We start from the raw sequence: 25600 nt of genomic DNA, 5'->3' as shown, positions 1-25600 counted from the left end.
ACTTGTGAATTTACTAGGATATCTCCGCACATCTAAGTTGGAAGACAGATGGAAATTTCTTACCGCAACATTAATTATTCGCTTAATTCTTCTTCTTTGAAAGATTTTCCAGTTCTTCAAACCGATAAGTATATCTTGCGACTGGCCTCAACTGAAGAAGAATTAGAATCTATCTTCCGTTTGCGGTTTGAAGTCTTTAATTTGGAACTAGGTTTAGGATTTTCTAGTTCTAGCCTCACCCAAATGGATCGAGATAAGTTTGATGAAGTTTGTCATCATTTAATCTTGATTTCTAAACATACTGGTCAAACAATTGGCACTTATCGGATGCAAACTTATCAAATGGCATCTCAAGGATTGGGTTTTGATGCTGCTGATGTGTTTAATCTCAGCACAATTCCTGATAATGTGCTGCAAGCATCCGTGGAAGTTGGACGTGCGTGCATTGCCAAAGAATTTCGCAACAGCCAAGCATTACTATTACTGTGGGAAGGATTAGCTAATTATCTTATTTGGAGTCAAAATAAATATTTTTTTGGCTGTGCTTCATTACTCACACAATCTCCTAGACAAGCTGCTTGTGCATATAATTTTTTTCAAAGAAACAATTTCATACATTCGAGTATTGTAGTCTATCCCAATGCTCAATATTGTTTAGAAGTTACTCACCATTGTTTAGATAAATGTGAAGTAGAAATTCCCAAGATTGTCCAAGCTTATTTGAGTATTGGAGCTAAGATATGTAGTTTGCCAGCCATTGATCGGCAGTTTAAAACAATTGATTTTTTGACTATTTCTAATCTAGAAAATTTTACAAGATGGCATTTTCCTAAGTGTTTTACGAAGAAAGAAAATTTATCTCGATCAAAAAAGCTTTTACCGTAAATTAAGTAGCGATCGCCCTAATTTTTCCCCAATTCATCTAACTATGCAGCAGAACACAATCATTCCGAGTTGGTTGCGGTTTTTAATTATTGTTTTGCTGGTGATGGCTGTATTGTTCCGCTTTTTTAACCTAGACAGTAAAGTTTATTCTCATGATGAAACATATACATCATTACGAATTTCTGGTTATACAGTTGCGGAAGTCAAACAGCAATTATTTAATAGTCGTGTAATTACTCCTGAAAGTTTTGCTCAGTTCCAAGGTATTAATCAACAAAAAGGACTGAGTGATACGATTATGTCTTTAGCGAAAGAAGACCCGCAACATCCACCACTTTATTATGCGATCGCCCGATTTTGGTTAGGTATCTTTGGTAATTCAATTACAGCAACTAGAAGTTTATCGGCTTGTATTAGCTTGTTAGTTTTTCCTAGCATTTATTGGTTATGTCGGGAATTATTTTCTGTGCCATTATCTCTACCTTGGTTAGCGATCGCTCTGACTGCTGTCTCTCCCATTTACTTAATATACGCCACAGAAGCCCAAGAATATATTCTTTGGTTAGTCACTATTATAGTTAGCAGCGCCTCACTAATTCGAGCTTTGCGCCTAGAATCAAAATCTGAAAATAAATTAGCCCCAGATCAGTTTACTAATTGGAGCCTTTATACAGTCATTTTAGTATTAAGTCTATACACCTCTTTATGGAGTGGATTTGTGGCGATCACACATGGAATTTATGTGATCACAACTGCTAATTTTCAATTAAATAAAACTGTTAGAGATTATTTGTTAGCATCCATTGTCGCCTTTTTTGCCTTTATTTTTTGGATGATCATTGGATTAGCCAAATTTTTTCAGTTTTTAATATCAAATCAGGGTGTAAAAACAGAGTTAGCACCAATACCTTTAGTACCCTTCTTACTAAGACAAATCAACAGAATATTTTTTGATTTAGATTTTGTATTAGATAATAATGCCAATTATTTAATCTGTGCATTTTTGCTAATTTTAGTAGGATGCGCGATTTATTTGCTTTGTCGTACTACTAACTATCAAACTTGGCTATTTATTGTAATTTTAATTGTAGTACCATCACTACCATTAATCTTACCAGCTTTAAAGTCTGGTGAAATTAAGCTAGGTTCTGAGCCATATTTTTTGCCATCTTATTTAGGTATTCAAATTGCTGTGATTTATTTGTTAGCTGCACAACTTTATAATGGCAGTTTGGCAAGACGCAGAATCTGGCAAACAATCATAGCACTATTAATTATTGGTGGATTAGTTTCTTCGCGGGTATATTATCAAGCTGAAACTTGGTGGCATAAAGGAGCGAGTTATCATAATCTCCAAGTTGCCCAAATTATTAATCGTTCTCCGCGTCCATTGTTAATTAGTAATGCTGAAGGGATTAATTTTGGCAATGTTGTTTCTTTAAGTTATCTTGTGGAGCCACGAGTCCGATTTAAATTAGTCAAAAATCTGATTATTCCTAATATTTCTAATACCTATACTCAGGTTTTTTTACTCGATATTGCGAATACTTGGCGACAGCAATTAGCCCCTCAAGACCAATCCAAACTAAATCTTGTTTATCAAGATGAGTATTACTCACTCTGGGAATTACGCAAAAATAGTGACTCTCGCTAAGGTGTAATTTGGTAAGACAATTAGTTTGCTGGTAGTTGAGAATATAGTAAGATATAGCAGTGCTAAATAATTTATACATAACAAGATACCCAACTTATTGAAGCCGTAGGGTATATGACTATTTTAATTTTCATATATTATGAGAAAGCTTATTAATCAACTAATATCTTTTAAAAAGATTAACTTTCCAAGTAATAGCTATATTTTCGTAATTTTAATGTGGCTGGTAAGTCGACTGGTCATTATCGTTGCTATGCAAGTTGTTGTGCCTTTAATGTACACATCACCTGTGCATACGTACTGGCAACCGCCATATCCATTAGGTTATGCTCCTAACTTTGTTCCTAAACTGAGTTGGGAACTATTTTCTCATTGGGATGGTAAGTGGTATCGCAGCATTGCAGTTGAAGGTTATAACTATGCGAATGATGGCAATCAACATTCAATTGCTTTTTATCCCTTATTTCCCTTAATTAGTCGTGGAATCATGATGTTCGGCTTACCTTTTGAAGTAGCGGGTACAGTCTTGAATAACTGTGCTTTTTTGGGGGCGCTACTTATCCTTTATTCTTGGGTAAAAGAACGTCATGGTACTCATGTGGCCAGATGGACAACGGCTGTCGTGGCTTGGTGTCCATTTTCTTTATACGGCACAGTTATTTATACTGAAGGTTTGTTTCTACTGTTGACTACGGCAGCTTTGCGAGCATTCGATAATCGTCAATATGTTTGGGCTGCGGTTTGTGGTGCATTGGCTAGTGCAACTCGCGCTACAGGAATTACATTATTACCTACTTTTCTTTTGGTTGCTTGGCAAGAAAAGAAACCATTAAGTGCTTATATTGCGGGACTTTGTGTACCATTAGGATTAATTTCATTTAGTTTATATTGTGCCATTGCTTTTAAAGATCCTTTAGCATTTGTGCATATCCAAAAAACATGGGCGCAACCAAGTTGGTGGTTTATATTGAATGATGCTATCTCTGTAGGCAGAGATAGTTTAATTAAAGTTGTGATGGTATTTGGTGGCGGCTATATGTTGTGGTATTTTCGCCACCAGTTGAGTAAGACTGCTGTAGTCTACGGTTATTGCTCATTGTTACTCATCATATTCTCTGGAGCGCTGATGTCTATTAACCGTTATGCTTATGGCATTGTGTCGCTTTCATGGGCATTAGGCTTGGTGTTTTCTCGCCATCATCGCTGGGGATACCTAATATTAATTTGGTTTGCTATATTACTATATTCATATTCCTTTAACTTTACTATTTGGAATTGGGTGGCGTAAAAACCTCATCTGAATAAGAGCGATCGCTCTTTTCTTACTGGAATCAGACAATCACTTTTATAGACTTGAGGGTTTAGATCAGGGTGAACTGCCATTCGCCCTGACATTTGAGGAAAAATCAAACTGCGATCGCTATCATTAACAATAGTGCGATTTAGACCTTAGTCACCACCACTGGACTGACAGAAATTTTTCTATCAAAAATAATGCGGGGTTTCAGCAAGATTCTCAACAGTAATAAGAGGGAACTTAACTCCCCTGGTGCATTCTGACGCTTCCATTGTCCTGGACGACAAAATAATATTTCTACTAAACGACGATGTTGACTGATACTTACTGATGTGAATTGAATGCGGATGATGGGAAATTCATTAGCAAATCCAGTACTCACTATTTCTGCGCTTAAGTGGAAATTTTCTTCGGCGATTTTGATTGTTACTGGTTGACTGACAAATAAATTAATGGGGAGTTGCTGAGTTATTGCTATCTCTGCACCAATTTCCGACATCATTGTGGTTACACCCCAATAACTCTCATGACCAATTTTTAACTCGACAACTCGTCGTAAATCAAACCATTCAAATGTATCGGTTTTGGGCGCATCTAGCAAAACTAGGATAGCCGAACCAATCATGAGTAAATTATAGATACTCCATAGCCAACCTACACCCATACCCACAGTTTGTTCCGCCATTGCTGGTACTTGTGCAGCCATAGCCTGTTTGAGTATGTACATACAGATGGTTTGCCACAAACTAATAGCTGTAGCGATAAATAATATGATTAAAGGTAAGGCTAATTTCCAGTTGAAAGTATAGCGATCGCTACTGATTCCTTTAGGCGTGACTTTAAATCCTGTGGAGAATGGACGTAGTAGAGATTGCAGTACAGTCCACGCTATAGGAAAGCATAATACTAAAAAATAGATATCTGATAAAAAAGCAGAACGAGAATATTTATTCAACCAAGCAAATACTGTAATATTCACTAAGTAAAGCGGCAACCAAAAATAAATTAATTCTGGTAATTTTGCCCGAATCGGAATTACATCTAAAAACGAATAAACTAGGGGCATTAAAAGAAAATAAATTCGAGAAATAGTCGTAAACCAACTCAAAAATCCTCCCAAATGAGCTAATCTCTGAGTCAGACTAAATCCAGGAATGATCAGCGGATTAGATTTAATAAAAAGTCCTTGGAGTGTACCTTGCGCCCAGCGCAAACGTTGAATTGCATAAGCAGCTATATTTTCTGCGGCTAAACCAGCACTGAGTAATTCATTTAAATAAATGATGCGATAGCCGTAAGCAGTTAAATTAACCCCTGTAAAGTAATCTTCTGATAAAGATTCAGTGATAAAACCTCCGGCTTTTTCTAATGCAGTCCGGCGAACAATGAAAGAAGTACCAGCACAGATTGCACTTTCTGAACTATCTCGCATTGACTGAATATGTCGATGAAAGACTTCTTCATCGGGGGTAAGAATATTTTCTAAGCCCAGATTTCGGGCTATGGGGTCAGCATTATAAAAGCTTTGTGGTGTTTGGACGATGGCTATAGTTTCATCTTGAAAAAAGCCCACCGTCCGAGTGAGAAAGTTTTTTGTCGGGACAAAATCAGCATCGAAAACAACAATTAGTTCACTACTAGTTTGGGTGAGTGCATTATTTAAGTTTCCGGCTTTGGCGTGTTGATTATTGGCTCGTTTAATGTAGTGACATCCGAGTTCGTCTGCTAGTTTTTGCATTTCTAAGCGCCGATTATCATCCAAAAGATAGATATTTTTTTGGGGATATTCTAGAGCTTGACAACCAATAATCGTACGCCGCACAATGAATTCTGGTTCGTTGTATGTAGGAATGAAAATATCTACAGATGGAGTAAAATCACCATTAATCACCGCGATGGATTTTTCATCTGCTTCCCGGTGACGTTCTTTAATGTTTAACATTAAAAACAGTTCAATCAAACTGCTACAAATCATCAGAATTTCTAAGGCAAATAACCCCAAACTAATTGCGCCATTTAACGGATCAGCTAGGTTAAGGGTAGAGAGCGATCGCCATAACACATACCGCAAAGTTAAAACTATTAATATAGCAACTACTAACCGCTGTGACCAAACACGAGGCTGAGGCGAAAGTTTCATCACGACAAATATTGTGATAAGCAACGCTAAGGTTAGCGAAAGTAAATACTTATTATTTACCATTGGCGCTTCTAACCACATTGGCGGATTCATTTGCCAAATATCAATTTGAGCAAAAAATCCATTAATTCTCATCTCACCAGCGAACCAACCTGCTACAAGTAAGCCAGATAAAATTACAATACTCAAGAGCATAAACGCCACTAAGCGAAAGAGAAAAACTCTTTGAGGAATAAGACTATCAGCCTGTTTCTGTTTCCCATTCAAAAGATTAAATCTGGCAATTTTACGTTTTTGCACTTGATTAATCTCCTAAAAAAATAAAGATTATGATTTATTTTAATGGAAATATTATATAGTCTATTGACGAAATTACGCCTCAATTATTGCGAAAAAAATCAATTTGATATTTATTTTCTTGATGAACTTAATTCATCAAGAAAATAAAATTAAATTCTGATAAAAATGACTGAACTAAATTTTTAACTAATTCTCAGCTTAATTTAATATTCATCATCACAGACGGCTATAAATTTTCCTCATATAGATATATTTGAGGATCTAAACACTATGAAATTTAATAGTTTAGCTATTCTGAGTCTAATTGCAACTGTTAGCCTAGGCTCTATTCAAGAGGTAACTGCATATCAAACACCCACTGCTACACCTGTTGCAACTACTGGAATTAATCAAATAGCTGCGGCTGTGGGTCAGTCGGCTAACTTTCGCCGTGGTGAACACGCAACCCAAGGAAAAGTCAGCATTGTCAAGAAGAACAATACAAGATACTTACAATTTGATCGGAACTTTAGAACCAGCAGTGGCCCAGATGTCTACGTAATTTTACATCGCTCTTCTGCACCCCAAATCTATGGTTTGAGGAGAAAAGATTATGTTTTAGTTGGTCGTTTGAGAAAGTTTAGCGGTAGTCAAAGCTACGCTATACCAGCTAATCTTCAATTATCTGGATATAAATCAGTAGCAGTCTGGTGTCGTAAATTTAATGCTACTTTTGGTTATGCAAGTATAGGCGGTTAAATAATTTCGTCATGCCTATCTAAACTATAAGTAGGTCGGTGTTAAAAATTGTCGTTATGACAAGGCAGGAGGCAGAGGGCTGAAGGCAGGAGGGAAGAAGTTTTCAAGCCACTTTACTTTTCGTTACATAGTTCTGTTTATTTGCGCCGTTCTACTTATGGCTGAGGAATTTTAGAGTTCAGTAATATTAGTATTTGAGTTTAATTAGTCAGTCTAGAATACTAATTCTATCGCCAGTTAACAGTAATAATCATACAAAAAAATATGGAAATAGCAGATTTTCTAGGACTTTTACATCCGGCGATCGCAGTTATTTTTGTCTTTCCTTTAATTGGCACTGTTATTAATTTTGCTTGGCAAACACGTCAACGTCGTTTGCAAAGTTTAAATGAAGGTAAGAGTAAAATTCCCCCTAGTGTTGGTAAAGAACATAAACAGTTAGGTGATTGGTTAACCAGCGCCGTTGTTGGATTGACATTAGTTGGTTTAGCCTATCCCATTGGTAAAAATATTATGAAGAAGCAATTGTGGAATACGGCTAATTTTCAAGTAATTTTCATATTATTAATGTTTGTCGCAACTATTGCTTCTTTAGTATTACTTTATCAAGCGAAACAAAAGTTATGGCGAGGGATTTTTGCTACCTTAACTGGTGTTGGTTTAGTAGTTCTAGGCTGTCAAGATGGTGTTTATCGCCTGACTAATGAATGGTACTGGTCACACTACTATATTGGTATTACCGCATCACTACTGATGGTTTTTTCTTTGGCAATTGTGCAAGATATTTATAAGTCTTATCGCTGGCGGTTAATTCATACAATTTTAAACTGCGTAGCTCTTTTACTATTTATTGGACAAGGATTAACAGGTACAAGAGACTTATTACAAATTCCCTTGAGTTGGCAGGAACCTTATATTTATCAGTGCGATTATGTTAATAAAACTTGTCTAACACCAACCCCTCAAGCACCGAAGTGAATCAAATCCAGAAAATTTTTCGCATAGTTGATCCTTCTTCATTACGAGTTCGACTCACCATAGGAATTGCTGCTGTTTCAGCTTTAGGATTAGGTAGCTTGGCTACCTGGACAAGCTGGAAAATGCAGCAATTTTTAATTAATAATTATAAAACTAATATTCAACAGATTAACCAACATTTGCCTTATTATGTAGAACTTTATACTGAAATTCTTCCTGGGGAGAATGGGTTACAAAAGGCAATTAATAATTTAAGTACTTCACATACATATTTATGGGTAAAAAGTCCGGAAAATCAGGTATTGGTGCAATCTGATAACTTAGATAAATTACCGCAGAAGGAAATATCTGAGTTAATTAATATAAGTGAAATATCAATGAAACCCATAGTCCAACAAATGGGTAAAAGTTACTTTGTGATGTGCGGGAGTACATTAACATTAGGAGATCAGGCTGTGGGGACATTATTTGTCGTACAGGATGTTACCCGCGAACAAAGTATGTTTTTAGTAATTGTGCAGAGTTTGGGAATTGCTAGTATTGTCACAATTACAATTATTTCTGTAGCGATCGCATTTTACATCAAACGTTCCCTACAACCTCTACGCCAGTTAAGTCAAATGACAGAAGTCATTTCCATTGCAGACTTAGGACAAGCACAACTGTATTTAGACAACGCCCCCAGCGAAGTTAGAGAATTAACTCAAACATACAACATGATGTTATCGCGTCTGTTCCAATCTTGGGAGCAAGAGCGACAGTTTGTCAGTAATGTATCTCACGAATTACGCACACCCCTGACTATCGTACATGGCTATTTGCAAAGCGTCTTACGACGGCAGAATAATTTAACCGAAGTTCAACAAGAAGCTTTAGCAACAGCCGCATCTGAAGCAGAACGTACCATTCGCCTGTTACAAGATTTACTAGATTTAGCGCGGGCGGATAGTGGTAATTTGCTATTTCGTCTAGAACGCTGTTTATTGAACGACTTAGTGACAGAAGTTGTGGTCATGGCCAAAACTTATAGCGATCGCCAGATTACAATTGAATCAACTAACCAGTCAATTACCGCTAAAGCTGACTACAATCGTCTCAAACAAGTTTTACTCAATTTAATCGATAACGCCTTTAAGTATTCTGCTCCCGAAACCTCTGTGACTATAAAATTTTATCAACAAGCAGATCAAGCCATCATAGAAGTTTGCGATCAAGGTTATGGTATTCCTTTACAACATCAATCGCGGATTTTTGAGCGATTTTACCGCATAGATGAAGCTCGTACTAGTTCTAATGGTGGCTGTGGTTTAGGATTATCTATTGTCAAAACTTTAGTTGAAGGGATGAATGGGAATGTGACCGTGCGATCGCGTTTAGGTGAAGGAAGTATATTTACAATTATCTTATCTGCTTATTTACCAAGCTCTAGCTAATCATTATTAATATTCTTAGATTCATAAATTCTTTAACCCTGACAAATAATAGCCTTTATTCCTTAACTTTATTTGTAGTCAACTATTTACTCTCGCCATGATAATTTAATGGCAGTCTGACTATTACCGTAGTTCCTATATTCTGCTTACTTTCTATACTAATCTCACCACCATGTAAATCTACACACTTTTTCACCATAGCCAACCCTAGCCCTGTCCCTTGAATTCGCCGCGCATTACTAGCTCTGTAAAAAGTTTGAAATAGATTTATTTGGTCTTTTTCAGGGATACCTATTCCCTCATCTCGAATTTGAAAAATCGCCATACCATCTCCACAGTTTAAATTAAACCAGACATTACTTTGTGGCGGAGAATATTTAACAGCATTGGAAATTAAATTAGTTAAAATACAATAAAGTAATTCCTCATCCATGTAGCTGAGATTGGATTTTCCTACATAGTTAAAGATAATATTCTGCTGACCAACCGCCTTCATTTGCAGAACATCTGTGATTTCTTCACAAAAGCTAATTAAATCTAAAGATGCAGGTTTATATTCTAATTTAGCAGCTTCACTTCTGCTCAGGAACAACACTTCATCGAGTAATTGGAGCATATGATTGATTGAGTCTTGCACACGTTCAAAATAGAAACTTTTGCGCTCCTCATTCAATTGAGTTTGATTTTGCAGTATATCCATAGCAGTCCGAATTGTCGTCATTGGGTTACGAAACTCGTGAGAAACCATTGCCACAAAATTAGACTTTAGCTCATTTAGTTGTTGCTCTTTAGCTAATGCTTGACGACTAATTTCTTCACTCTCTCGTAACTTATTGAGAATTTCTTCCCGTTCAATAGCATAGCGAATAGCACGTATTAACCGCTGGATTGTAATTTGGTCTTTTACTAAATAATCTTGAGCGCCTTCTGCTAATGCTTGCATAGCTAATTCTTCATCATCAAGACCCGTTAGAATGACTACAGGAACATCCGGTACTGCGGCTCGATATTTTTTCAAAGTATCTATTCCTACAGAATCAGGTAATCCTAAATCTAACAAGACTACATCAAATTTATCTTGTTTGAGATTTGTACTTTCCCAACCATCTTGTAAGTGTTTCTTATCTAATACACTTAACTCTATTGCTTCAGATAATCTTTCAACATGCAATATTTTTAGTTCTTGTTGATAGGCATGTAAAAATATTTGATGCAGTAGTCTGGCATCACTCGGACTATCTTCGACCAGTAGAACTTGAATCATCATTTTTTGCATAAAATATTTTTATAGAAATCTGCCCAATAATCATTTGATTTTTTCATTGTAAAAACAACGCTCAATCATAATTCATATGGGACAAATAGAAAAAGACAATATTAAATTGATGAATCTGGTGGAAGCGTGACTGCTGCTAACCAAAAATCTTTAATTAACTGCACAACCTCAATAAACTGGTAAACATCAAGGGGTTTTGTCACATAGCAATTAGCACTGAGATTGTAAGAACGTAGTATATCTTGCTCATCTGCTGAGGTAGTCAGCACAACCACAGGAATCCGTTTCAGGCTGGGATCAGATTTCAGTTCTGTCAGCACTTCCCGTCCATCCATCCCTGGTAAATTCAAGTCGAGTAAAATTAAATCTGGACGTGGCGCATCAACGAACTTTTCTTGCTGGCGGAGATAATTCATTGCCGTTTCACCATCTTCTACCCAGTGTAAATTGTTGGCAATTTTGGCATTGACAAAGCCTTTCATCGTGAGATTAGCGTCGCTAGGGGAGTCTTCAACTAGCAAAATTTCTACACGCCGACATACCTGACTATTTTCAATACTGTTATTAACCATATATTACATGTCTTTATCCAAAATTTTTCCGGTAACTGATTCATGAAGAGTAAAGTAGAAAGTTGTCCCTATCCTTAACTGAGATTCAGCCCAGATGCGACCATGATGACGTTCAACAATTTTTTTACAAATAGCCAAACCAATACCCGTACCCGGAAATTCTCGCCGGGTATGCAGGCGACGGAAAATTTCAAAAATCCGGTCAAGATACTGGGATTTAATGCCAATACCGTTATCCCGTACTGAGAACAACCAAACATAGGGCGAGGTATTTAGTGCTGAGTCCTGAATAAAATCTTCTTCCCCTACACCCCTACTTTTTTCCTCTTTGAGTACACTAATATGAATTCGTGGCGGTATATCTTTGCGGTGAAACTTAATGGCATTACCAATCAAATTTTGAAATAATTGTATTAACTGAGTTTTATCTGCGAGTATGTTAGGTAATGGATCACAAGTGATGATAGCTTGACTTTCTGCGATCGCCACATCCAAATTACGCAAAACTTCTCCAACTACAGCATTACAATCAGTAGGGGTAAATTCTCGACCACGTGTGCCTACACGAGAATAGGCCAGCAAGTCTTGAATCAACTGCTGCATTCGTTTTGCACCATCAATGATGTAATCTAAATATTCTTGGGCAGACTCATCTAGCCGCTCTTGATATTCTTCCACTAATAATTGGCTATAGCCGGTTACCGCCCGCAATGGTTCTTGCAAATCATGGGAAGCCACGTAAGCAAATTGTTCTAGTTCTTGATTCGAGTTCCTCAGTTCTTCATTCAACTTTTGCAACTCGGCTGTACGTTCCTCAACTTTAATTTCTAGCTCTACTTTTGCCTGTTGTAGTGCTTCCTCCGCTAGTTTGCGGTCTGTAATATCAGTATGAGTCCCTATCCACTCTTGAACTTGATTATCAGCATCCAATATGGGAATTCCCCGCACAGCAAAAAATCGATAGCTACCATCAGCCACTCGCACACGATGTTCCAACTTATACGGACTTTTCCATTCCATCGCCTGATTCCATAAAAACTGAGAAAAATCCCGATCTTCAGGATGAATTGCCTTCAGCCATCCCCATTCAGCAATTTCTTCCTGACTTTGCCCTGTCAAAGCTATCCAAGATGAATATTCTTGAGGAAATCCCCTAGCATCAGCTATCCAAACTGCTTGAGATGTTGCAATTACCAATGAACGATAGCGTTTTTCACTTCTTTCCAAAGCAAGTTCTGCTGATTTACGGCGGGTGATGTCTTGAAAGAAAATTGATAACCCTTCTTGACTAGGATAAATCCGATTTTCAATCCAGCGCTCCCACGGTGGATAATATTCTTCCATCTCAATTATTTTCTGTTCTGTCACAGCTTGGTAATAAGCATGATAGAATTTTTCTCCTATTGCTTCGGGAAACTCTTCCCAGATATTTTTCCCAATCAAGTCTTCAGGACGACGATTAAAAATTTGCCCCGCCCTTTGATTAACATAGGTGTAACACCAATTACAATCTAAAGCGACAAAAGCATCCGTTACAGTCTCTAAAATGTTTGCCAGCTTTGCTTTTGCCACTTGCTGTTCTAGAAGAATTGCTTCTGCTGACAAAACTTTATTAATCCGAATTTGCTCTTGCAGCAGCCAATAAACCACTAAGATCAGAAAAAAACTTAAACTATATCCTAATCCCATCACAAAAATTATCTGACTAAAACTCTCATCTGTATTTGCTATCCGCTGTTGCAATAAAGTTTTTTCTTCACCCTCCATTGCTTGAGTGATATTTTTAAGTTGTGTATCAATATTTGTAACCTGATTATTGTTAGCGATTTTCACCGCTTTTGACAAACCTTGTTGCTCGAAAATATCGATAGATTTCTGTAACAAGCCAAATTTCTGTATAACTTTGGGTTCCAATTGCTGAAGTCGGTCTTGTTGCTGCAAGTTATCCCTAGTCAAATTACTGATAGATTGAATCTGTTGATTTAAGTTTTGCTTTTCTTGCTGATAAACTTTTTTATAAACTATCTTGCTTGTGGAAATATAGCTATTGCGTGCGCTTTCCGCATTGCTCAGACCAAGATGCAGATTATCTAAAGCTTCTATAACTTGATAGGTATGAATTACCCAGCGCTTTTCTTCTGTTAACCGCTGGAAACTGAGTAAAGAAGTTATACCAACACCACATAGTAGTAGTAATGCCACACCAAAACCGCCGGCAATAAATTTTTCAGAAAGTTTATTCATGCGCGACTCGCACAAGTTCATTTGGTAAATGAATAGTATTTAGTCTTAATAACTGAACAATAGCCTTCTGAAGCGAATAATACATTCACAATGTATACAAATCATCCAAATTTTGCTTATCTTTAATATTTATGCTTTCATTAGTTACTGCTTTAACAAGTCAAAATTCATCAAAGATAACAAATTATCCTAATATCCCTGACTTGTCCTAGGAGTTTGGGGATATAAAATTTTGATTTTAAATATCAAAATGTATATCTATTGATAGATGACAAAATTAATAATTAATACTCATTACTTAAAATATATAATTACAAAGGAATAAAAAGTGTTTATTTGATATTTTGCTAATACCTCATAACCTAAAAAATTATCTAATTAAACTTTTGTAAAATTAATGAATACCGAAAATCTATCTTTACCATCTGGATGTATTTTGCGTCGAGCAACTGCTGCTGATAAATGGTCAATTTTCGCATTAGTATTTTCAGCAAAACTTGACCCTACACAATTACGTTGGCAACAATTCTTTGTGGTGGAATCTGAAGGTAATTTAATTGCTTGTGGACAACTGCGTAACTTTCCAGGCGCACAAGAACTTGGTAGTTTGGTTGTTACACCAAATTGGAGAGGTCGCGGTTTAGGCAGTTTACTTACCCAACATCTGATTAATCAAGCCACAGAACCACTCTACTTAGAATGTTTGGGTGAAAAACTATCACAATTTTACAGCCGCTTTGGTTTTATCACAGTTTCTTTTGAAAATCTTCCTTCATCTCTGGTACGTAAGTTTGGCATCTCTCAATTAGCTAAAAAGCTGTTCAGAGTACCTGTAATTTTCATGAAATATCAAAGTAAGTAGACTGTGGGAAAGGATAGAGGAACAATCAATAATGACCATTGACTAATGACCTTTTGCAAAAATCGTTAGCAAGACAGGCCCTAATAAATAATGATGACTCACACACATAAGTCCAGATGCAGAACCTAAAATTTCGCGCTGTTTGGGACTGTAGAACCGCACTCCCAAAGGCGAAATTGGTGTTTTTTTCGGTTCTGTCTCTTGTTTAGAGGTAAAGTCAACTAAGTAAAAGCGTCCCCCTGGGGTAAGAACTCGCGCTACTTCACTCAGCACTTGTTGAGGTTCTAGATAATGTAAAAAGCTGATACTGTTGAAAACAGCATCAAACTGAGCTTCACCGAAGGGTAGAGACTCTGCATTACCCTCAACATAAATTAAGCGAGGCTGATGGTGGTTGCTAAGTCTGGCTATACGCAACATATTAGGAGATAAATCTAAACCTGTACCACGCAGATGAGGAAATTTTGTGGCTAGTCGTGCTAATAAGCGTCCAGTACCGCAACCTAAATCTAGTACGTTGACTTGATCGGATAAATCAACATATTCTAATAACCGTTGATGGATAGCTCGATAAAATACTGAGGGAAAAATCCAATCATAGCTTGATGCCCAGTTGTTAAAGAGGGATTTCTTGTTAGCGAGAAAGTTGTCAGTCATTGCTTCGCACTTACATAGCAGCGATATCTAGCCTAGCGTCCAATACAGCAAGTATGGGAACTAAGAGATGATTCCGAAATCTAAATACTAGGATATGTATTTAAAGACGTTACCCCAGAAAAAGATTATCTGTGAGTGTAGCAGCCACAAGCGATCGCTACATTAATTCCCTCAAGCTAATTAACTCAAATCTATATTTGATAGAGGTTCTAACCTCATTCAGGTGAAGCACTATGACATCGATTACTTTAGTTCATTTACCCAAAGACCTTTTACAATCAGTTCGTGGGTGGTTGGAAAGCCAAGAAATTCACAACACTCAATTAGCTCATTTTTTGTGTAGAGTTATACCATCCCAATGTCCTTTTGAACGAGATGTAACTTTGTTTGGCCGGAAACTGTTTCACATTCCGCCAATGTGTAAACTCAATCCCTTTTATGAGCAATTAGTAAGTCTGCGTTTTCGAGCGCTGTGTTATCTTGCTGATGAATGTGGTGAAGACATAACAGTTTATTGCTAAACTTTGAAAGTCACAAATAGTAGCTATCGGTAATTACAGACGTACACTTGTTATCTGATTCAATCTATACTAAGCTATTTTAGAACCAATTAGACATACATCAAAGTAGTAGAACACGGCGTAAATAATAATCCATTGCAAATTGTCAACAAGGTTGCCCTATAAGCTTTTTGACTTTTGACTTCCGCCTTGCGGTACTATCTCTGTGTCTGTGTTAATTACTGTCTTACCTTGCTGAAATCATTAAAATCATCAATATGACGCACATCTTACTTGTAGAAGATGAGGTCAAACTGGCACGATTTATCGAATTGGAACTGAATTACGAAGGTTATCAAGTCAGTGTCGCCTACGATGGATTAACTGCACTTACTGCGGCGCGGGAGTTACATCCAGATTTAGTTATTTTAGATTGGATGTTACCAGGGTTATCAGGATTAGAAATTTGTCGCCGCCTACGGAGTACTGGTGATAAAGTCCCAGTAATATTATTAACAGCGAAAGATGAAGTCAGCGATCGCGTTGCCGGTTTGGATGCTGGTGCTGACGACTATGTAGTTAAACCTTTTAGCGTCGAAGAACTCCTAGCCAGAGTCCGCGCTCATTTGCGGCGCAATCAAGAAGCAGACGCAGCAGATATCTTAGAATTTGAAGACCTCAGCTTAAATCGCCGCACTAGAGAAGTTTATCGCGGCGGCAGATTAATTGAATTAACCGCCAAAGAATTTGATTTGCTCGATTATTTACTTTCCCATCCTCGACAAGTCATTACCCGCGATCGCATTCTCGAAGAAGTCTGGGGTTATGACTTCATGGGCGATTCCAACATTATCGAAGTTTACGTCCGCTACTTGCGCCTCAAGCTAGAAATCAATCAGGAAAAGCGCTTGATTCAAACCGTCCGCGGTGTTGGCTACGTCCTACGCGAGTAAATGTGTGAAGTGTGAAGGGTTGTAAAGTGACACCCTAACCTGTCACTTGTTACCTCTAACCTATAAACCTAATTGCAAAAAACCGTTAAACTTCATTGCGAAATAATAAATGCCATCCAATCAACGTGATAAGTTTTGATGATGTGAAGCAAAAGCGCGACAAGGAGAACATAGTGGCAATGGAATCCAACTTACTCACGGGCAAAGCTGTACAAAATGACGACTTTAGCGAATATGTCGCCCACTTACAGCTGCATATGACTCTGCAAGCTCGCAATCTGGTTCCAACCCTCAAGCATACTGTAGAAGATAGTAGGCAACAACTCCTCCATCAAACCCAAGCCAACTTTGAAAAGCTAATTTCTCGGCAAGGTTTGTAAATATAGGAAATTTAACTAAAAGTCAAATAAAATAAAAGCAGGTCTTGTTGGGTAACGCCAATAGCTTACTCATCCAACCTGCTTTTTTGCTTGTTTAAGTATTTAATCACCAAAATTAACCTTTTGAAGCAATAGCCCACAACGGAAAGCCGTTAAAATTATTATTGCCGCAGTTCCACCCAAGAACAGTTAGTTAAGGCTACATGGCCGCTTGAATCAAAATGACTTCATTACTTCCTCGAAATCTCAGCGTTGTCATCCGGCCAGTCCACTATCGGGATCTGGATGGAATTGAGCAATTAACCCAAGAGTCATTCACCGCAATGACTCCTAACGACTCTAGTTGTGACAACCATCAGATGCAATCGCTGCGTCGCTGGTATGGATTACTCAAATTTTTGAGTTGGTTTCCTAATCCGCTACAGTATCGTTTCTGTGCATTCGTAGCAGAACAGGGACGGATGCTTTTAGGGATGATTCAAGTTTCCCCATTTAACCGCACCCGGAGTACTTGGCGCATTGATCGGGTACTGTTAGATCGAAGTGCGGATAAGCAAGGAATAGGCTCACAATTATTACGCCATTGCTTTGAGTCGATTTTAGAAGCTCGGACTTGGTTATTAGAAGTAAATATTAATGATGTAGATGCCCTAGCACTGTATCGACAAAATGGATTTCAACGTCTAGCAGAAATTACTTACTGGAAAATTGAAGCAGATTTACTGGCGGAATTGGCACAAGCAGAGCCAGATTTACCAAATTTGCTTCCAGTAAGTAATGCAGATGCTCAGTTGCTTTATCAACTAGATACAGCATCTATGCCGCCTTTAGTCCGTCAGGTATTTGACCGCAACACCCGCGATTTCAAAACCAGCTTGTTCGGTGCTTTAACCGATGCAGTCAAGCAGTGGATCACCAAAACTGAAGTTGTCAGTGGTTATGTGTTTGAACCTCAACGCAAAGCCGCCATTGGCTATTTTCAAGTACAGCTTGACCGCAAAGGCGAAACTCCCCATGTGGCTACGCTGACAGTTCACCCTGCTTACACTTGGTTGTATCCAGAGTTGCTTTCGCAATTGGCGCGGATAGCCCAAGATTTCCCCCAACAAGGTTTGCGGCTGGCTTCTTTAGACTACCAGCCAGAGCGGGAAGAATATTTAGAAAGGATTGGTGCTAAACGCACCGAACACACTTTGATTATGTCTCGCTCAGTGTGGCACAAACTCCGAGAATCAAAATTTGTCTCCCTCGAAGGCATTCAATGGACTGATGTACTGCAAGGTTTGCAACCAGCACGTAAACCGATACCAGGCGGGATGTCTTGGATAAAAACCGGACAGCCGCCATCCTCAGATATACCAGTACCAACCAAATCAGAACCTCTAACCTTTAAGTGTAATAACTGTAAAATTGAGCCACCTTGCCACAATGACTCAGTAGATACACAGCCAGAAAAGTAGCATTAGCAGCGAAAGTGCAGAGAAAAGATATCTGACTCAAAACGAGATAAATGCCCCGCTATCGCTCTAAGCGCAGCTATGCCCACAAGGCTTTACAGCACTTGAATACTTCAATAGGAGGCAAAAAGCAAAAAATTATAATGAATATAAAACAGTATATTTCAGCACTAGGGTTAGACGTTGGCAGCAAGCGAATCGGCGTAGCAGGATGCGATCGCACTGGTTTAATTGCTACGGGAATTATGACAGTTGAACGCTCATCTTTTGAGCGCGATGTTGAGCAATTCCAAAATATAGTCAATGAACGTCAAGTAGAAATCTTAGTAGTTGGTTTACCTTATTCAATGGATGGTACGTTGGGATTCCAGGCGCGTCATGTGCAGAAATTTGCCAACAGACTGGGTAAAGCTCTTAAATTACCCATAGAGTATGTTGATGAGCGCCTAACGTCTTATCAAGCAGAGCAAATGCTCATAGCAGAAAACCTCTCACCATCTCGAAATAAAGGTTTAATTGACCGCAAAGCAGCGGCATTAATTTTACAACAATGGCTAGATACTCGACGATCTGCCGCAGTTAAGGTGCTGTCGAGTATGGATAGCTTTTGACATGATATTCTGAAAGCAATTACCTAGTAGTTGTGTTTGAGAGTGAAACTATTGGCTTGACATTATTTGTCATTCAACAGGCAAGCAATTTTCACAGTTGCGGGTAAAGATTAAAGTTTAACTAATCGGCTATGTTTTCCTCTCCATTTTCTGAAGATAACGATCGCGATCGTACAGGTTCCATCACCTTGACTGATGACACAGGGCGAACCCTCGAATGTTACATAGAACATTCGCTCTCTGTAGATGGGCAAGAATACGTCTTACTTCTTCCTGTGGACTCACCCATAGAAGTTTTCGCTTGGGAAGGTGAAGACGAGGAAGAAGAAGCCGTTTTAGTAGAAGATGATGCTATCCTTGACGAAATTTTTGGTACCGCCCAAGCAGTTTTATCTGAGCAAAACCTGATTCTCAAAAATACGGCTTACGCTTTAACCGTTGCTGGTGAATTACCCGCTGTAGATGAGTCGGAACTTTTTACCTTAGAAATAGAAGACGACGAAACCGATTTAGAACCAGAGCAATTACAGTTACTCGCCAGCTTCTATCACCAAGAACAGGAGTATGCTATCTATACCCCCCTCGATCCCTTGCTATTTTTTGCCAGAATTACAAAAGAAGGTAATCCTGAATTACTCTCGCCCGAAGAATTTCGCCAAGTACAACCACTGCTAGAAGAACAACTTTTTAACGAAGTGGAATAAAATTTTCAAAATTAAAAATTAAAAACTAAAATGGCACAGTTTTAGATTTTTAATTGCGAATTTTTACTAGCATAATCCCACAGGAATTTAAGGACTTTCCATAAGAAACGCGTAAAACAATTTTTCTCTGGACGCTAACCAGAGGGGCAAAGCTTTGCTCCTCTGGTTAAAATTAAATCATCCTAATTCTCTCAAAATTCCCGATAAGCGCTCAATGTCTTAATGGAGAATTGGTAGAACTTATTTCTTGACAGTCAATTTTCAGAAAGTGACTGTTAAATTTTAATTGCTGACTATTAAACAAATGCTCATAATTAAGAGCATTTTTCATTGTGATCCTTAAATGTCTATGACCTGGAACAATCTCTTACAGCCTGACTTGATTTTACACGGTTCAGTATTGCGATTGACTAAAAAAATTATTCAACAATATGGGCTGAAGGGACTGGTGTTAGATGTGGATGAAACTTTAGTTCCCTTTACAGTGGGGACTCCTTCACCAGAATTGAGACAATGGGTAGAAGAAATCCGCATCGACGTTGATTTGTGGTTAGTGAGCAATAACTTAAGTGAATCTCGCATTGGTAGTATTGCTCGTTCGTTGAACTTACCTTACTACTTGGGTGCAGCCAAGCCCTCTCGCCGGAAAATTAGAGCGGCTGTGCAATCAATGGATTTACCTGCACATCAAGTAGGGATGGTGGGCGATCGCTTATTCACTGATGTCTTGGCTGGTAATCGCCTGGGAATGTTTACAATTCTTGTAGAACCGATTATTCATCCTGATGCTGCCCTGCGTTCCCATCCTGTGAGAAATTTTGAAGTTTGGTTTTCCGAAATCTTGGGAGCCTCTATCACTCCTAAGCAAAATACAATTCACAAAAAGTAACAAATCGTCAGGAAAAGAAAGCTAAAGAAATAATTAAGAATGATTTAGAAACACACAAAATGGGAGATTATAAGTATTAATAACATGGGGTCAGCCAAAAAAGACCCTAGTAAATAGCAAATAACTATAAACTGGTAAAGCGTCACCTTCACTATAGAAGGCTTGGCGCTTTACTTTTTAGTCTAGAGTTCATAGTCTAAAAAATCATTAACGAGAAAAGATGAACTAAAGGGAACAGGAAACAGGGAACAGTGCAGGCATTAACTAAAGTATTTCAGACTTCCTATTTCAATTGACCAATGACCAAAACGATTGTCGTCAAAATCGGTACTTCTAGCCTTACCCAACCAGAAACCGGGCAACTAGCGCTCTCTACGATCGCTACTTTAACGGAAACACTTTGCAATTTAAGGCAGCAGGGCAATCGAGTGATTTTGGTTTCCTCTGGTGCTGTAGGTGTGGGTTGTGCCAGATTGGGTTTAACCGAACGCCCCAAAGCGATCGCTCTCAAACAAGCAGTAGCCGCAGTTGGTCAAGGGCGGTTAATGCGGATATATGACGATTTGTTTACTACCTTGCAACAGCCGATTGCCCAGGTTTTGCTGACTCGCAGCGATTTAGTACAGCGTAGCCGCTACCTTAACGTTTACAACACCTTTAAAGAATTGCTGGGACTGGGTGTAATTCCGGTAGTTAATGAAAATGACACAGTAGCTGTCGAGGAACTGAAATTTGGTGATAATGACACCCTGTCGGCATTAGTAGCGAGTTTAGTCGAAGCCGATTGGCTGTTTTTACTCACCGACGTAGACAGATTATACTCAGCCGATCCCCGTTCTGTACCAGATGCCAAACCCATTTCCTTGGTCAGTAATATTAAAGAATTGGCGCAACTGCAAATCCAAACAGGTGGACAAGGCTCACAATGGGGTACTGGTGGGATGGTGACAAAAATATCCGCCGCCCGAATAGCGATCGCCGCGGGAGTGCGAACCGTCATCACCCAAGGGCGATTTCCCCGCAATCTCGAAAAAATTATCCAAGGGGAACCTTTAGGAACACACTTTGAACCGCAACCAGAACCCACATCAGCTAGGAAACGCTGGATAGCTTATGGACTTGTGCCAGCGGGAAAATTGTATTTAGACCAAGGTGCGATCGCTGCTATATCCCAAGCTGGAAAATCATTATTAGCAGCGGGTATCAAAATTATAGAAGGAGAATTTGACACCCAAGCAGCTGTGCAATTGTGCGACACTAACGGCAACGAAATTGCCAGAGGGCTAGTAAATTACAGCAGCGATGAACTGCAAAAAATCTGTGGTCGTCACTCTAGAGAAATTCCTGAAATTTTAGGGTATGTTGGCACAGATACCGTAGTGCATCGAGATAACTTAGTTTTGACTTAATGGTTTTATACGCTTATTGGTTGGTACACAATCGAACAAATGAACGATTAAAAATGTGCAACTATTAAGGTGTGTGTCAAGCCTAAACATTTGCCTAGCGTAGAGCTTGATGCAGCATTGTAAGTTGTTACGCTTGCAATTTACTTTTAAAAGAATTCAACTTTTGACATATTGGGACTAGTTCCTACCTCCTCTCAAGCTGCTATCAGTTGCCTAATCTTTGCCAAAAAAGCGGCTTGGAGAATTGTCATGTCTGTATCTAACAAACCTCATTTACCAATAGAAAATCAGATACTCGCCGCACTATCGGCTCCTGAGTATCAACGCTTAGTTCCTTACCTAGAGCGAGTTGAACTTTCAATTAATCAAATACTCTACGAAGCTGGCGAACCAATTACCTACGTCTATTTTCCCAATCAGTCCATAGTTTCTTTAGTCTGTATCCAAGAAAACGGCGCGACCGTTGAAGCTGGTGTGGTGAGCAAGGATGGTATGGTGGGTATGCCTGTAATTTGGGGTGGTATTTCTACAACCACAACGGCATTAGTACAGGTTGCCAATGGTGCTATGAAAATGAAGGCAGAACATCTAGTTGCCGAGTTCCAGCGGGGTAGAGAACTGCAAAGTTTGCTGTTGCGTTATACCCAAGCGCTGTTCACCCAAGTGACACAAACAGCAGCCTGCAACCGTCTGCACACAATTGAAGAAAGACTCGCCCGTTGGTTACTGATAGTATCTGACCGTGTGCAATCAGATACATTCCCTCTGACTCAGGAATTTATTGCTCAGATGCTGGGTGTACGCCGTGCTGGTGTAACTGTGGCAGCTGGCATTCTTAGTCGAGCCGGAATGATTAGCTACAAGCGTGGCAATATTAACATTTTGAATCATGAAGACTTAGAACAGACAGCTTGTGAATGTTATTCCATCATCAAAGATGAGTACGCTCGCTTGCTAGGCAGACAAAGCTAGTTCTAGTGAATAAGTGGTGAAGCACTGAATTTACGAGTCGTGAACAGTAGGCACAATCGATAATTTATCTGCCTGATGTGCGAAATCGTACTGACACCCAACCTGGAAAATTTGTACAGTTAAGAAACAAGCATTTTAAGCCATTGCTATTTAAGGTTTGAAAAGTATAGGAAGTAATGATTCATGTCTTGCCAATCCATCAGTGTTGATGGTCTACGCTTGCTAATTATTGACAACCATGCCGACAGTAGAGAATTGCTCAAGATTTTCTTTGAAGCAGAGGGATCTGAGGTTAAAACGGTTGCATCATTTAGCAATGCCCTAAATATAATCCTGCATTTTCAACCGGACATACTGATCAGCGAAATCTATTTACCAGATGAAGCCGCCCACTCACTGCTCCCAGAAATCAGAAATTTAGAGGCAAAGCGTGGAAAATACATTCCAGCTATTGCATTGACTAGTTTTACTACCGATGAAGACCGTGTGTATGCACTCAAAGCAGGTTTTCAGATGTATTTATCCAAGCCAATTGACTTAGATGAGTTGGCGTATCTAGTTGCTAATCTGTCTAGATCGAAGCAGTTAAATGCGCCAATATTCAGATATTAATTGATCTATAAAGTTAGATAGATCAGCTTGGCAATATATCTCTAATCTTTATCCTAGGCGCGTGCCAAAAGGGGAGCCGCAGCTAGTAGTGTTTGAGTGTAAGGGTGCTGCGGATTAGCAAAAATTTGTTTTGTCGGGCCAAGTTCGACAATTTTACCGCCATTCATCACCGCAATACGATCGCACAAAAATCGTGCTAACCACAAGTCATGAGTAATAAATAGATAAGTTAACTCAAATTCTTTTTTTAACTGCAACATCAAATCCAATACTTGTGATTGCACGCTGGCATCTAACATACTCACAGGTTCATCGCAAATCAACAGTTTAGGGCGAGTAATTAAAGCTCGCGCGATCGCTACCCGTTGCTGTTGTCCGCCAGATAAATCTGATGGGTAACGTTGATAATAAACGAATGGTGGTGTTAACCCAACTTTTTGTAACATCCACAATACTTCTTCTTTAGCCTTAGCCGCATCAGCAAGGTTGTGAATTAACAAAGGATCACCTATACTTTGCCCTACTGTCATCGCCGGGTTAAGACAAGCATGGGGGTCTTGAAACACCATTTGCATCTGTCGTCGAGAAGCGCGAATTTCTGGGCGTGATAGCTTGGTTAAATCCTGTCCCAAAAATTCTACTTTGCCAGATGTCGGACGAATTAACTGTAAAATAGTCCGCGACAGTGTACTTTTACCGCATCCTGACTCACCAACTAAACCTAAAATTTCCCCTTGGTAGAGTTCTAGATTGATTCCATCAACAGCTTTGATTGTTTGATTTTCTGCTTTAAACAGTCGTTCAATAAAGTTGGGTTCTATGGTGTAATGTTGCTTGAGTTCTGTAACCCGTAACAGTGGTGATTGGGAAACATTTTTCTCATCGCCTAAACCCCAGTCCGCCGTTACCTCATCCACAGATTGAATATGCAAAGCGGCTTGTAGAAGCGATCGCGTATATTCATGTTGAGGGTTGCCAAATACTGATGTCGTCGCCCCCATTTCTACCATTTTGCCTTGGTACATTACACCGATGCGATCGCAATATTCCGCCACCATTGCCAAATCGTGAGAAATCAGCAGCAGCGCCATATTTTCTTCCGCACACAGACGAGTTAATTCTTGTAAAATCTGGGCGGAGACAGTCACATCTAAACTAGTGGTAGGTTCATCAGCCACAATTAATTTAGGATTGAGAAGGAGGGCTAGAGCGATCGCTACCCGTTGTCGCATCCCACCACTAAACTCATGAGGATACTGACTCCACCGACTCGCCGGGATTTTTACCTTTGCCAAGGTCGCCAGTGCTTTTTCCTTTGCTTCCTTGGCGGATAATTCTGGTGAATGTGCTTGAAGCGTTTCAATGCAATGTTTACCAATCGTCATCAACGGGTCAAGGCGCGTCATTGGGTCTTGGAAAATTAATGCTACTACTTCCCCCCGAAATTTCCGCAACTGAGTTGGCGTTAAATCAAATACCGGCTCCCCTTGAAAAGTTACTCGTCCTTCAATCTGGCTGGATGACGGTAACAACCGCATTACCGCCCGTCCTAACGTAGATTTACCACAACCAGATTCTCCTACCAAACCCATTCTTTCCCCAGGTTGGAGCGTCAAAGATACATCATCCACTGCCCAACTGAGTTCTTCCCCACCGCGCTGAGGATAAGCAACTCGCAAATTTTCTATACAAAATAAAGCTTCACTCATATTTATTTATCAGCCCAGAGCTACCAGCTAGAATAATTTCAAATTTTAGCTAGTGTATCAAATTCCCCAAAGCTCCTGCTCCAAATAAAAAACTCAGCGTCACTTTGTCTAACTCCAAACTAAAAAAGCGCCCCCCATAAGGAGAGCGCCTTTCATTCAAGTTATTGCTTCTATCTCAGAAGATTAACCGTTGATAGCAGGAGCAGTGAGAGCAACAGGAGCAACATCACCAGCAGCCAAGTCTAAGGGGAAGTTGTGAGCGTTGCGCTCGTGCATTACTTCCATACCGAGGTTAGCGCGGTTGATGATATCAGCCCAGGTGTTGATCACGCGACCTTGAGAGTCAATCACAGACTGGTTGAAGTTGA

Annotated in this window: 23 protein-coding genes and 1 pseudogene; 17 read left to right on the top strand and 7 right to left on the bottom strand. The window is 39.1% G+C overall.

Annotation, left to right across the window (positions count from 1 at the left end):
* Positions 1-48 precede the first annotated feature (48 nt).
* The 3 genes from IQ244_RS17345 (at position 49) to IQ244_RS17335 (ending at position 3827) form a co-directional block, all read left to right on the top strand.
* Entirely contained in the window at positions 49-885 is an 837-nt protein-coding gene (locus IQ244_RS17345) for a GNAT family N-acetyltransferase (RefSeq protein WP_193896244.1), read from the top strand.
* 43 nt (positions 886-928) lie between these two features.
* Positions 929-2539, top strand: a complete 1611-nt coding sequence (locus IQ244_RS17340) for a glycosyltransferase family 39 protein (RefSeq protein WP_193896242.1) — start codon at positions 929-931, stop codon at positions 2537-2539.
* A gap of 139 nt (positions 2540-2678) precedes the next feature.
* Positions 2679-3827, top strand: a complete 1149-nt coding sequence (locus tag IQ244_RS17335) for a hypothetical protein (protein ID WP_193896240.1) — start codon at positions 2679-2681, stop codon at positions 3825-3827.
* Between the two features lie 154 nt (positions 3828-3981).
* On the opposite strand, the gene IQ244_RS17330 is transcribed toward IQ244_RS17335, so the two are convergent.
* The gene (locus IQ244_RS17330) at positions 3982-6276 is read right to left on the bottom strand and encodes a glycosyltransferase (RefSeq protein ID WP_322746078.1); all 2295 of its coding nucleotides are present in this window, start codon (positions 6274-6276) and stop codon (positions 3982-3984) included.
* A gap of 270 nt (positions 6277-6546) precedes the next feature.
* On the opposite strand from IQ244_RS17330, the gene IQ244_RS17325 reads away from it, so the two are divergent.
* From IQ244_RS17325 to IQ244_RS17315, 3 genes are all read left to right on the top strand, one after another.
* Complete coding sequence (locus IQ244_RS17325; RefSeq protein ID WP_193896238.1) at positions 6547-7014, top strand: DM13 domain-containing protein; 468 nt, start codon at positions 6547-6549, stop codon at positions 7012-7014.
* 264 nt (positions 7015-7278) lie between these two features.
* Positions 7279-7992 carry a DUF4079 domain-containing protein gene (locus tag IQ244_RS17320; protein WP_193896236.1) on the top strand — a complete coding sequence of 238 codons (714 nt, stop codon included), beginning with the start codon at positions 7279-7281 and terminating at the stop codon, positions 7990-7992.
* Positions 7989-9425 carry a sensor histidine kinase gene (locus IQ244_RS17315; protein ID WP_193896234.1) on the top strand — a complete coding sequence of 479 codons (1437 nt, stop codon included), beginning with the start codon at positions 7989-7991 and terminating at the stop codon, positions 9423-9425. Before IQ244_RS17320 ends, IQ244_RS17315 begins: the two co-directional genes overlap by 4 nt.
* Positions 9426-9507: 82 nt before the next feature.
* Here IQ244_RS17315 and IQ244_RS17310 read toward each other — a convergent pair whose 3' ends face one another.
* From IQ244_RS17310 to IQ244_RS17300, 3 genes are all read right to left on the bottom strand, one after another.
* A complete protein-coding gene (locus IQ244_RS17310; protein WP_228058977.1) occupies positions 9508-10692 on the bottom strand; it encodes a hybrid sensor histidine kinase/response regulator in 1185 nt (394 codons plus the stop codon).
* Between the two features lie 110 nt (positions 10693-10802).
* Positions 10803-11273, bottom strand: a complete 471-nt coding sequence (locus IQ244_RS17305) for a response regulator (RefSeq protein ID WP_193896230.1) — start codon at positions 11271-11273, stop codon at positions 10803-10805.
* 3 nt (positions 11274-11276) lie between these two features.
* Positions 11277-13517, bottom strand: coding sequence for a PAS domain S-box protein (locus IQ244_RS17300; RefSeq protein WP_193896228.1), 2241 nt, complete (start codon positions 13515-13517; stop codon positions 11277-11279).
* Between the two features lie 397 nt (positions 13518-13914).
* Between IQ244_RS17300 and IQ244_RS17295 the strand changes: the two genes are divergently transcribed.
* Positions 13915-14379, top strand: a complete 465-nt coding sequence (locus IQ244_RS17295; protein WP_193896226.1) for a GNAT family N-acetyltransferase — start codon at positions 13915-13917, stop codon at positions 14377-14379.
* Positions 14380-14421: 42 nt separating this feature from the next.
* Here the strand turns inward: IQ244_RS17295 and IQ244_RS17290 are convergent, their stop codons facing one another.
* Positions 14422-15036, bottom strand: coding sequence for a class I SAM-dependent methyltransferase (locus IQ244_RS17290; RefSeq protein WP_193896224.1), 615 nt, complete (start codon positions 15034-15036; stop codon positions 14422-14424).
* 233 nt (positions 15037-15269) lie between these two features.
* Here IQ244_RS17290 and IQ244_RS17285 point away from each other — a divergent pair, with 233 nt between their 5' ends.
* The 10 genes from IQ244_RS17285 to IQ244_RS17240 all read left to right on the top strand — a co-directional run bounded on the left by IQ244_RS17285 (position 15270) and on the right by IQ244_RS17240 (position 23523).
* A complete protein-coding gene (locus IQ244_RS17285) occupies positions 15270-15557 on the top strand; it encodes a Mo-dependent nitrogenase C-terminal domain-containing protein (RefSeq protein WP_193896221.1) in 288 nt (95 codons plus the stop codon).
* Between the two features lie 257 nt (positions 15558-15814).
* Positions 15815-16489, top strand: a complete 675-nt coding sequence (locus IQ244_RS17280) for a response regulator transcription factor (protein ID WP_193896219.1) — start codon at positions 15815-15817, stop codon at positions 16487-16489.
* 179 nt (positions 16490-16668) lie between these two features.
* Positions 16669-16869: a hypothetical protein gene (locus IQ244_RS17275; RefSeq protein ID WP_193896217.1), complete on the top strand. Its 201-nt coding sequence runs from the start codon at positions 16669-16671 to the stop codon at positions 16867-16869.
* Positions 16870-17090: 221 nt separating this feature from the next.
* Positions 17091-18329 carry a GNAT family N-acetyltransferase gene (locus IQ244_RS17270; RefSeq protein ID WP_193896215.1) on the top strand — a complete coding sequence of 413 codons (1239 nt, stop codon included), beginning with the start codon at positions 17091-17093 and terminating at the stop codon, positions 18327-18329.
* A gap of 146 nt (positions 18330-18475) precedes the next feature.
* Complete coding sequence (gene ruvX / locus IQ244_RS17265; RefSeq protein ID WP_193896329.1) at positions 18476-18937, top strand: Holliday junction resolvase RuvX; 462 nt, start codon at positions 18476-18478, stop codon at positions 18935-18937.
* A gap of 131 nt (positions 18938-19068) precedes the next feature.
* The gene (locus tag IQ244_RS17260; protein WP_193896213.1) at positions 19069-19641 is read left to right on the top strand and encodes a DUF3727 domain-containing protein; all 573 of its coding nucleotides are present in this window, start codon (positions 19069-19071) and stop codon (positions 19639-19641) included.
* A 349-nt stretch (positions 19642-19990) separates the two neighbouring features.
* Positions 19991-20530, top strand: a complete 540-nt coding sequence (locus IQ244_RS17255) for a YqeG family HAD IIIA-type phosphatase (RefSeq protein ID WP_193896211.1) — start codon at positions 19991-19993, stop codon at positions 20528-20530.
* A gap of 299 nt (positions 20531-20829) precedes the next feature.
* On the top strand, positions 20830-21939 hold the full coding sequence (proB, locus tag IQ244_RS17250) for a glutamate 5-kinase (RefSeq protein WP_193896209.1): 1110 nt from the start codon (positions 20830-20832) through the stop codon (positions 21937-21939).
* A 249-nt stretch (positions 21940-22188) separates the two neighbouring features.
* Positions 22189-22911: a Crp/Fnr family transcriptional regulator gene (locus IQ244_RS17245; RefSeq protein WP_193896207.1), complete on the top strand. Its 723-nt coding sequence runs from the start codon at positions 22189-22191 to the stop codon at positions 22909-22911.
* Between the two features lie 183 nt (positions 22912-23094).
* Entirely contained in the window at positions 23095-23523 is a 429-nt protein-coding gene (locus IQ244_RS17240) for a response regulator (RefSeq protein WP_193896205.1), read from the top strand.
* A gap of 53 nt (positions 23524-23576) precedes the next feature.
* On the opposite strand, the gene IQ244_RS17235 is transcribed toward IQ244_RS17240, so the two are convergent.
* Positions 23577-25232 carry a dipeptide ABC transporter ATP-binding protein gene (locus IQ244_RS17235; protein WP_193896203.1) on the bottom strand — a complete coding sequence of 552 codons (1656 nt, stop codon included), beginning with the start codon at positions 25230-25232 and terminating at the stop codon, positions 23577-23579.
* A 183-nt stretch (positions 25233-25415) separates the two neighbouring features.
* Positions 25416-25600, bottom strand: a pseudogene (locus IQ244_RS17230) (photosystem II q(b) protein); the annotation flags it as partial.

It is taken from the genome of Nostoc sp. LEGE 06077, from assembly GCF_015207705.1.
Taxonomy (GTDB): Bacteria; Cyanobacteriota; Cyanobacteriia; order Cyanobacteriales; family Nostocaceae; genus Nostoc_B.
Note: the sequence above shows the minus strand (reverse complement) of the source record. Positions and strands in the feature narration are given on the sequence as shown.

Coding starts and splice junctions, on each gene's coding strand:
- IQ244_RS17345 (WP_193896244.1), top strand. CDS start 49: ATGGAAATTTCTTACCGCAACATTAATTATTCGCTTAATTCTTCTTCT.
- IQ244_RS17340 (WP_193896242.1), top strand. CDS start 929: ATGCAGCAGAACACAATCATTCCGAGTTGGTTGCGGTTTTTAATTATT.
- IQ244_RS17335 (WP_193896240.1), top strand. CDS start 2,679: ATGAGAAAGCTTATTAATCAACTAATATCTTTTAAAAAGATTAACTTT.
- IQ244_RS17325 (WP_193896238.1), top strand. CDS start 6,547: ATGAAATTTAATAGTTTAGCTATTCTGAGTCTAATTGCAACTGTTAGC.
- IQ244_RS17320 (WP_193896236.1), top strand. CDS start 7,279: ATGGAAATAGCAGATTTTCTAGGACTTTTACATCCGGCGATCGCAGTT.
- IQ244_RS17310 (WP_228058977.1), bottom strand. CDS start 10,692: ATGATGATTCAAGTTCTACTGGTCGAAGATAGTCCGAGTGATGCCAGA.
- IQ244_RS17305 (WP_193896230.1), bottom strand. CDS start 11,273: ATGGTTAATAACAGTATTGAAAATAGTCAGGTATGTCGGCGTGTAGAA.
- IQ244_RS17300 (WP_193896228.1), bottom strand. CDS start 13,517: ATGAATAAACTTTCTGAAAAATTTATTGCCGGCGGTTTTGGTGTGGCA.
- IQ244_RS17295 (WP_193896226.1), top strand. CDS start 13,915: ATGAATACCGAAAATCTATCTTTACCATCTGGATGTATTTTGCGTCGA.
- IQ244_RS17290 (WP_193896224.1), bottom strand. CDS start 15,036: ATGACTGACAACTTTCTCGCTAACAAGAAATCCCTCTTTAACAACTGG.
- IQ244_RS17285 (WP_193896221.1), top strand. CDS start 15,270: ATGACATCGATTACTTTAGTTCATTTACCCAAAGACCTTTTACAATCA.
- IQ244_RS17280 (WP_193896219.1), top strand. CDS start 15,815: ATGACGCACATCTTACTTGTAGAAGATGAGGTCAAACTGGCACGATTT.
- IQ244_RS17275 (WP_193896217.1), top strand. CDS start 16,669: ATGGAATCCAACTTACTCACGGGCAAAGCTGTACAAAATGACGACTTT.
- IQ244_RS17270 (WP_193896215.1), top strand. CDS start 17,091: ATGACTTCATTACTTCCTCGAAATCTCAGCGTTGTCATCCGGCCAGTC.
- IQ244_RS17260 (WP_193896213.1), top strand. CDS start 19,069: ATGTTTTCCTCTCCATTTTCTGAAGATAACGATCGCGATCGTACAGGT.
- IQ244_RS17255 (WP_193896211.1), top strand. CDS start 19,991: ATGACCTGGAACAATCTCTTACAGCCTGACTTGATTTTACACGGTTCA.
- proB (WP_193896209.1), top strand. CDS start 20,830: ATGACCAAAACGATTGTCGTCAAAATCGGTACTTCTAGCCTTACCCAA.
- IQ244_RS17245 (WP_193896207.1), top strand. CDS start 22,189: ATGTCTGTATCTAACAAACCTCATTTACCAATAGAAAATCAGATACTC.
- IQ244_RS17240 (WP_193896205.1), top strand. CDS start 23,095: ATGTCTTGCCAATCCATCAGTGTTGATGGTCTACGCTTGCTAATTATT.
- IQ244_RS17235 (WP_193896203.1), bottom strand. CDS start 25,232: ATGAGTGAAGCTTTATTTTGTATAGAAAATTTGCGAGTTGCTTATCCT.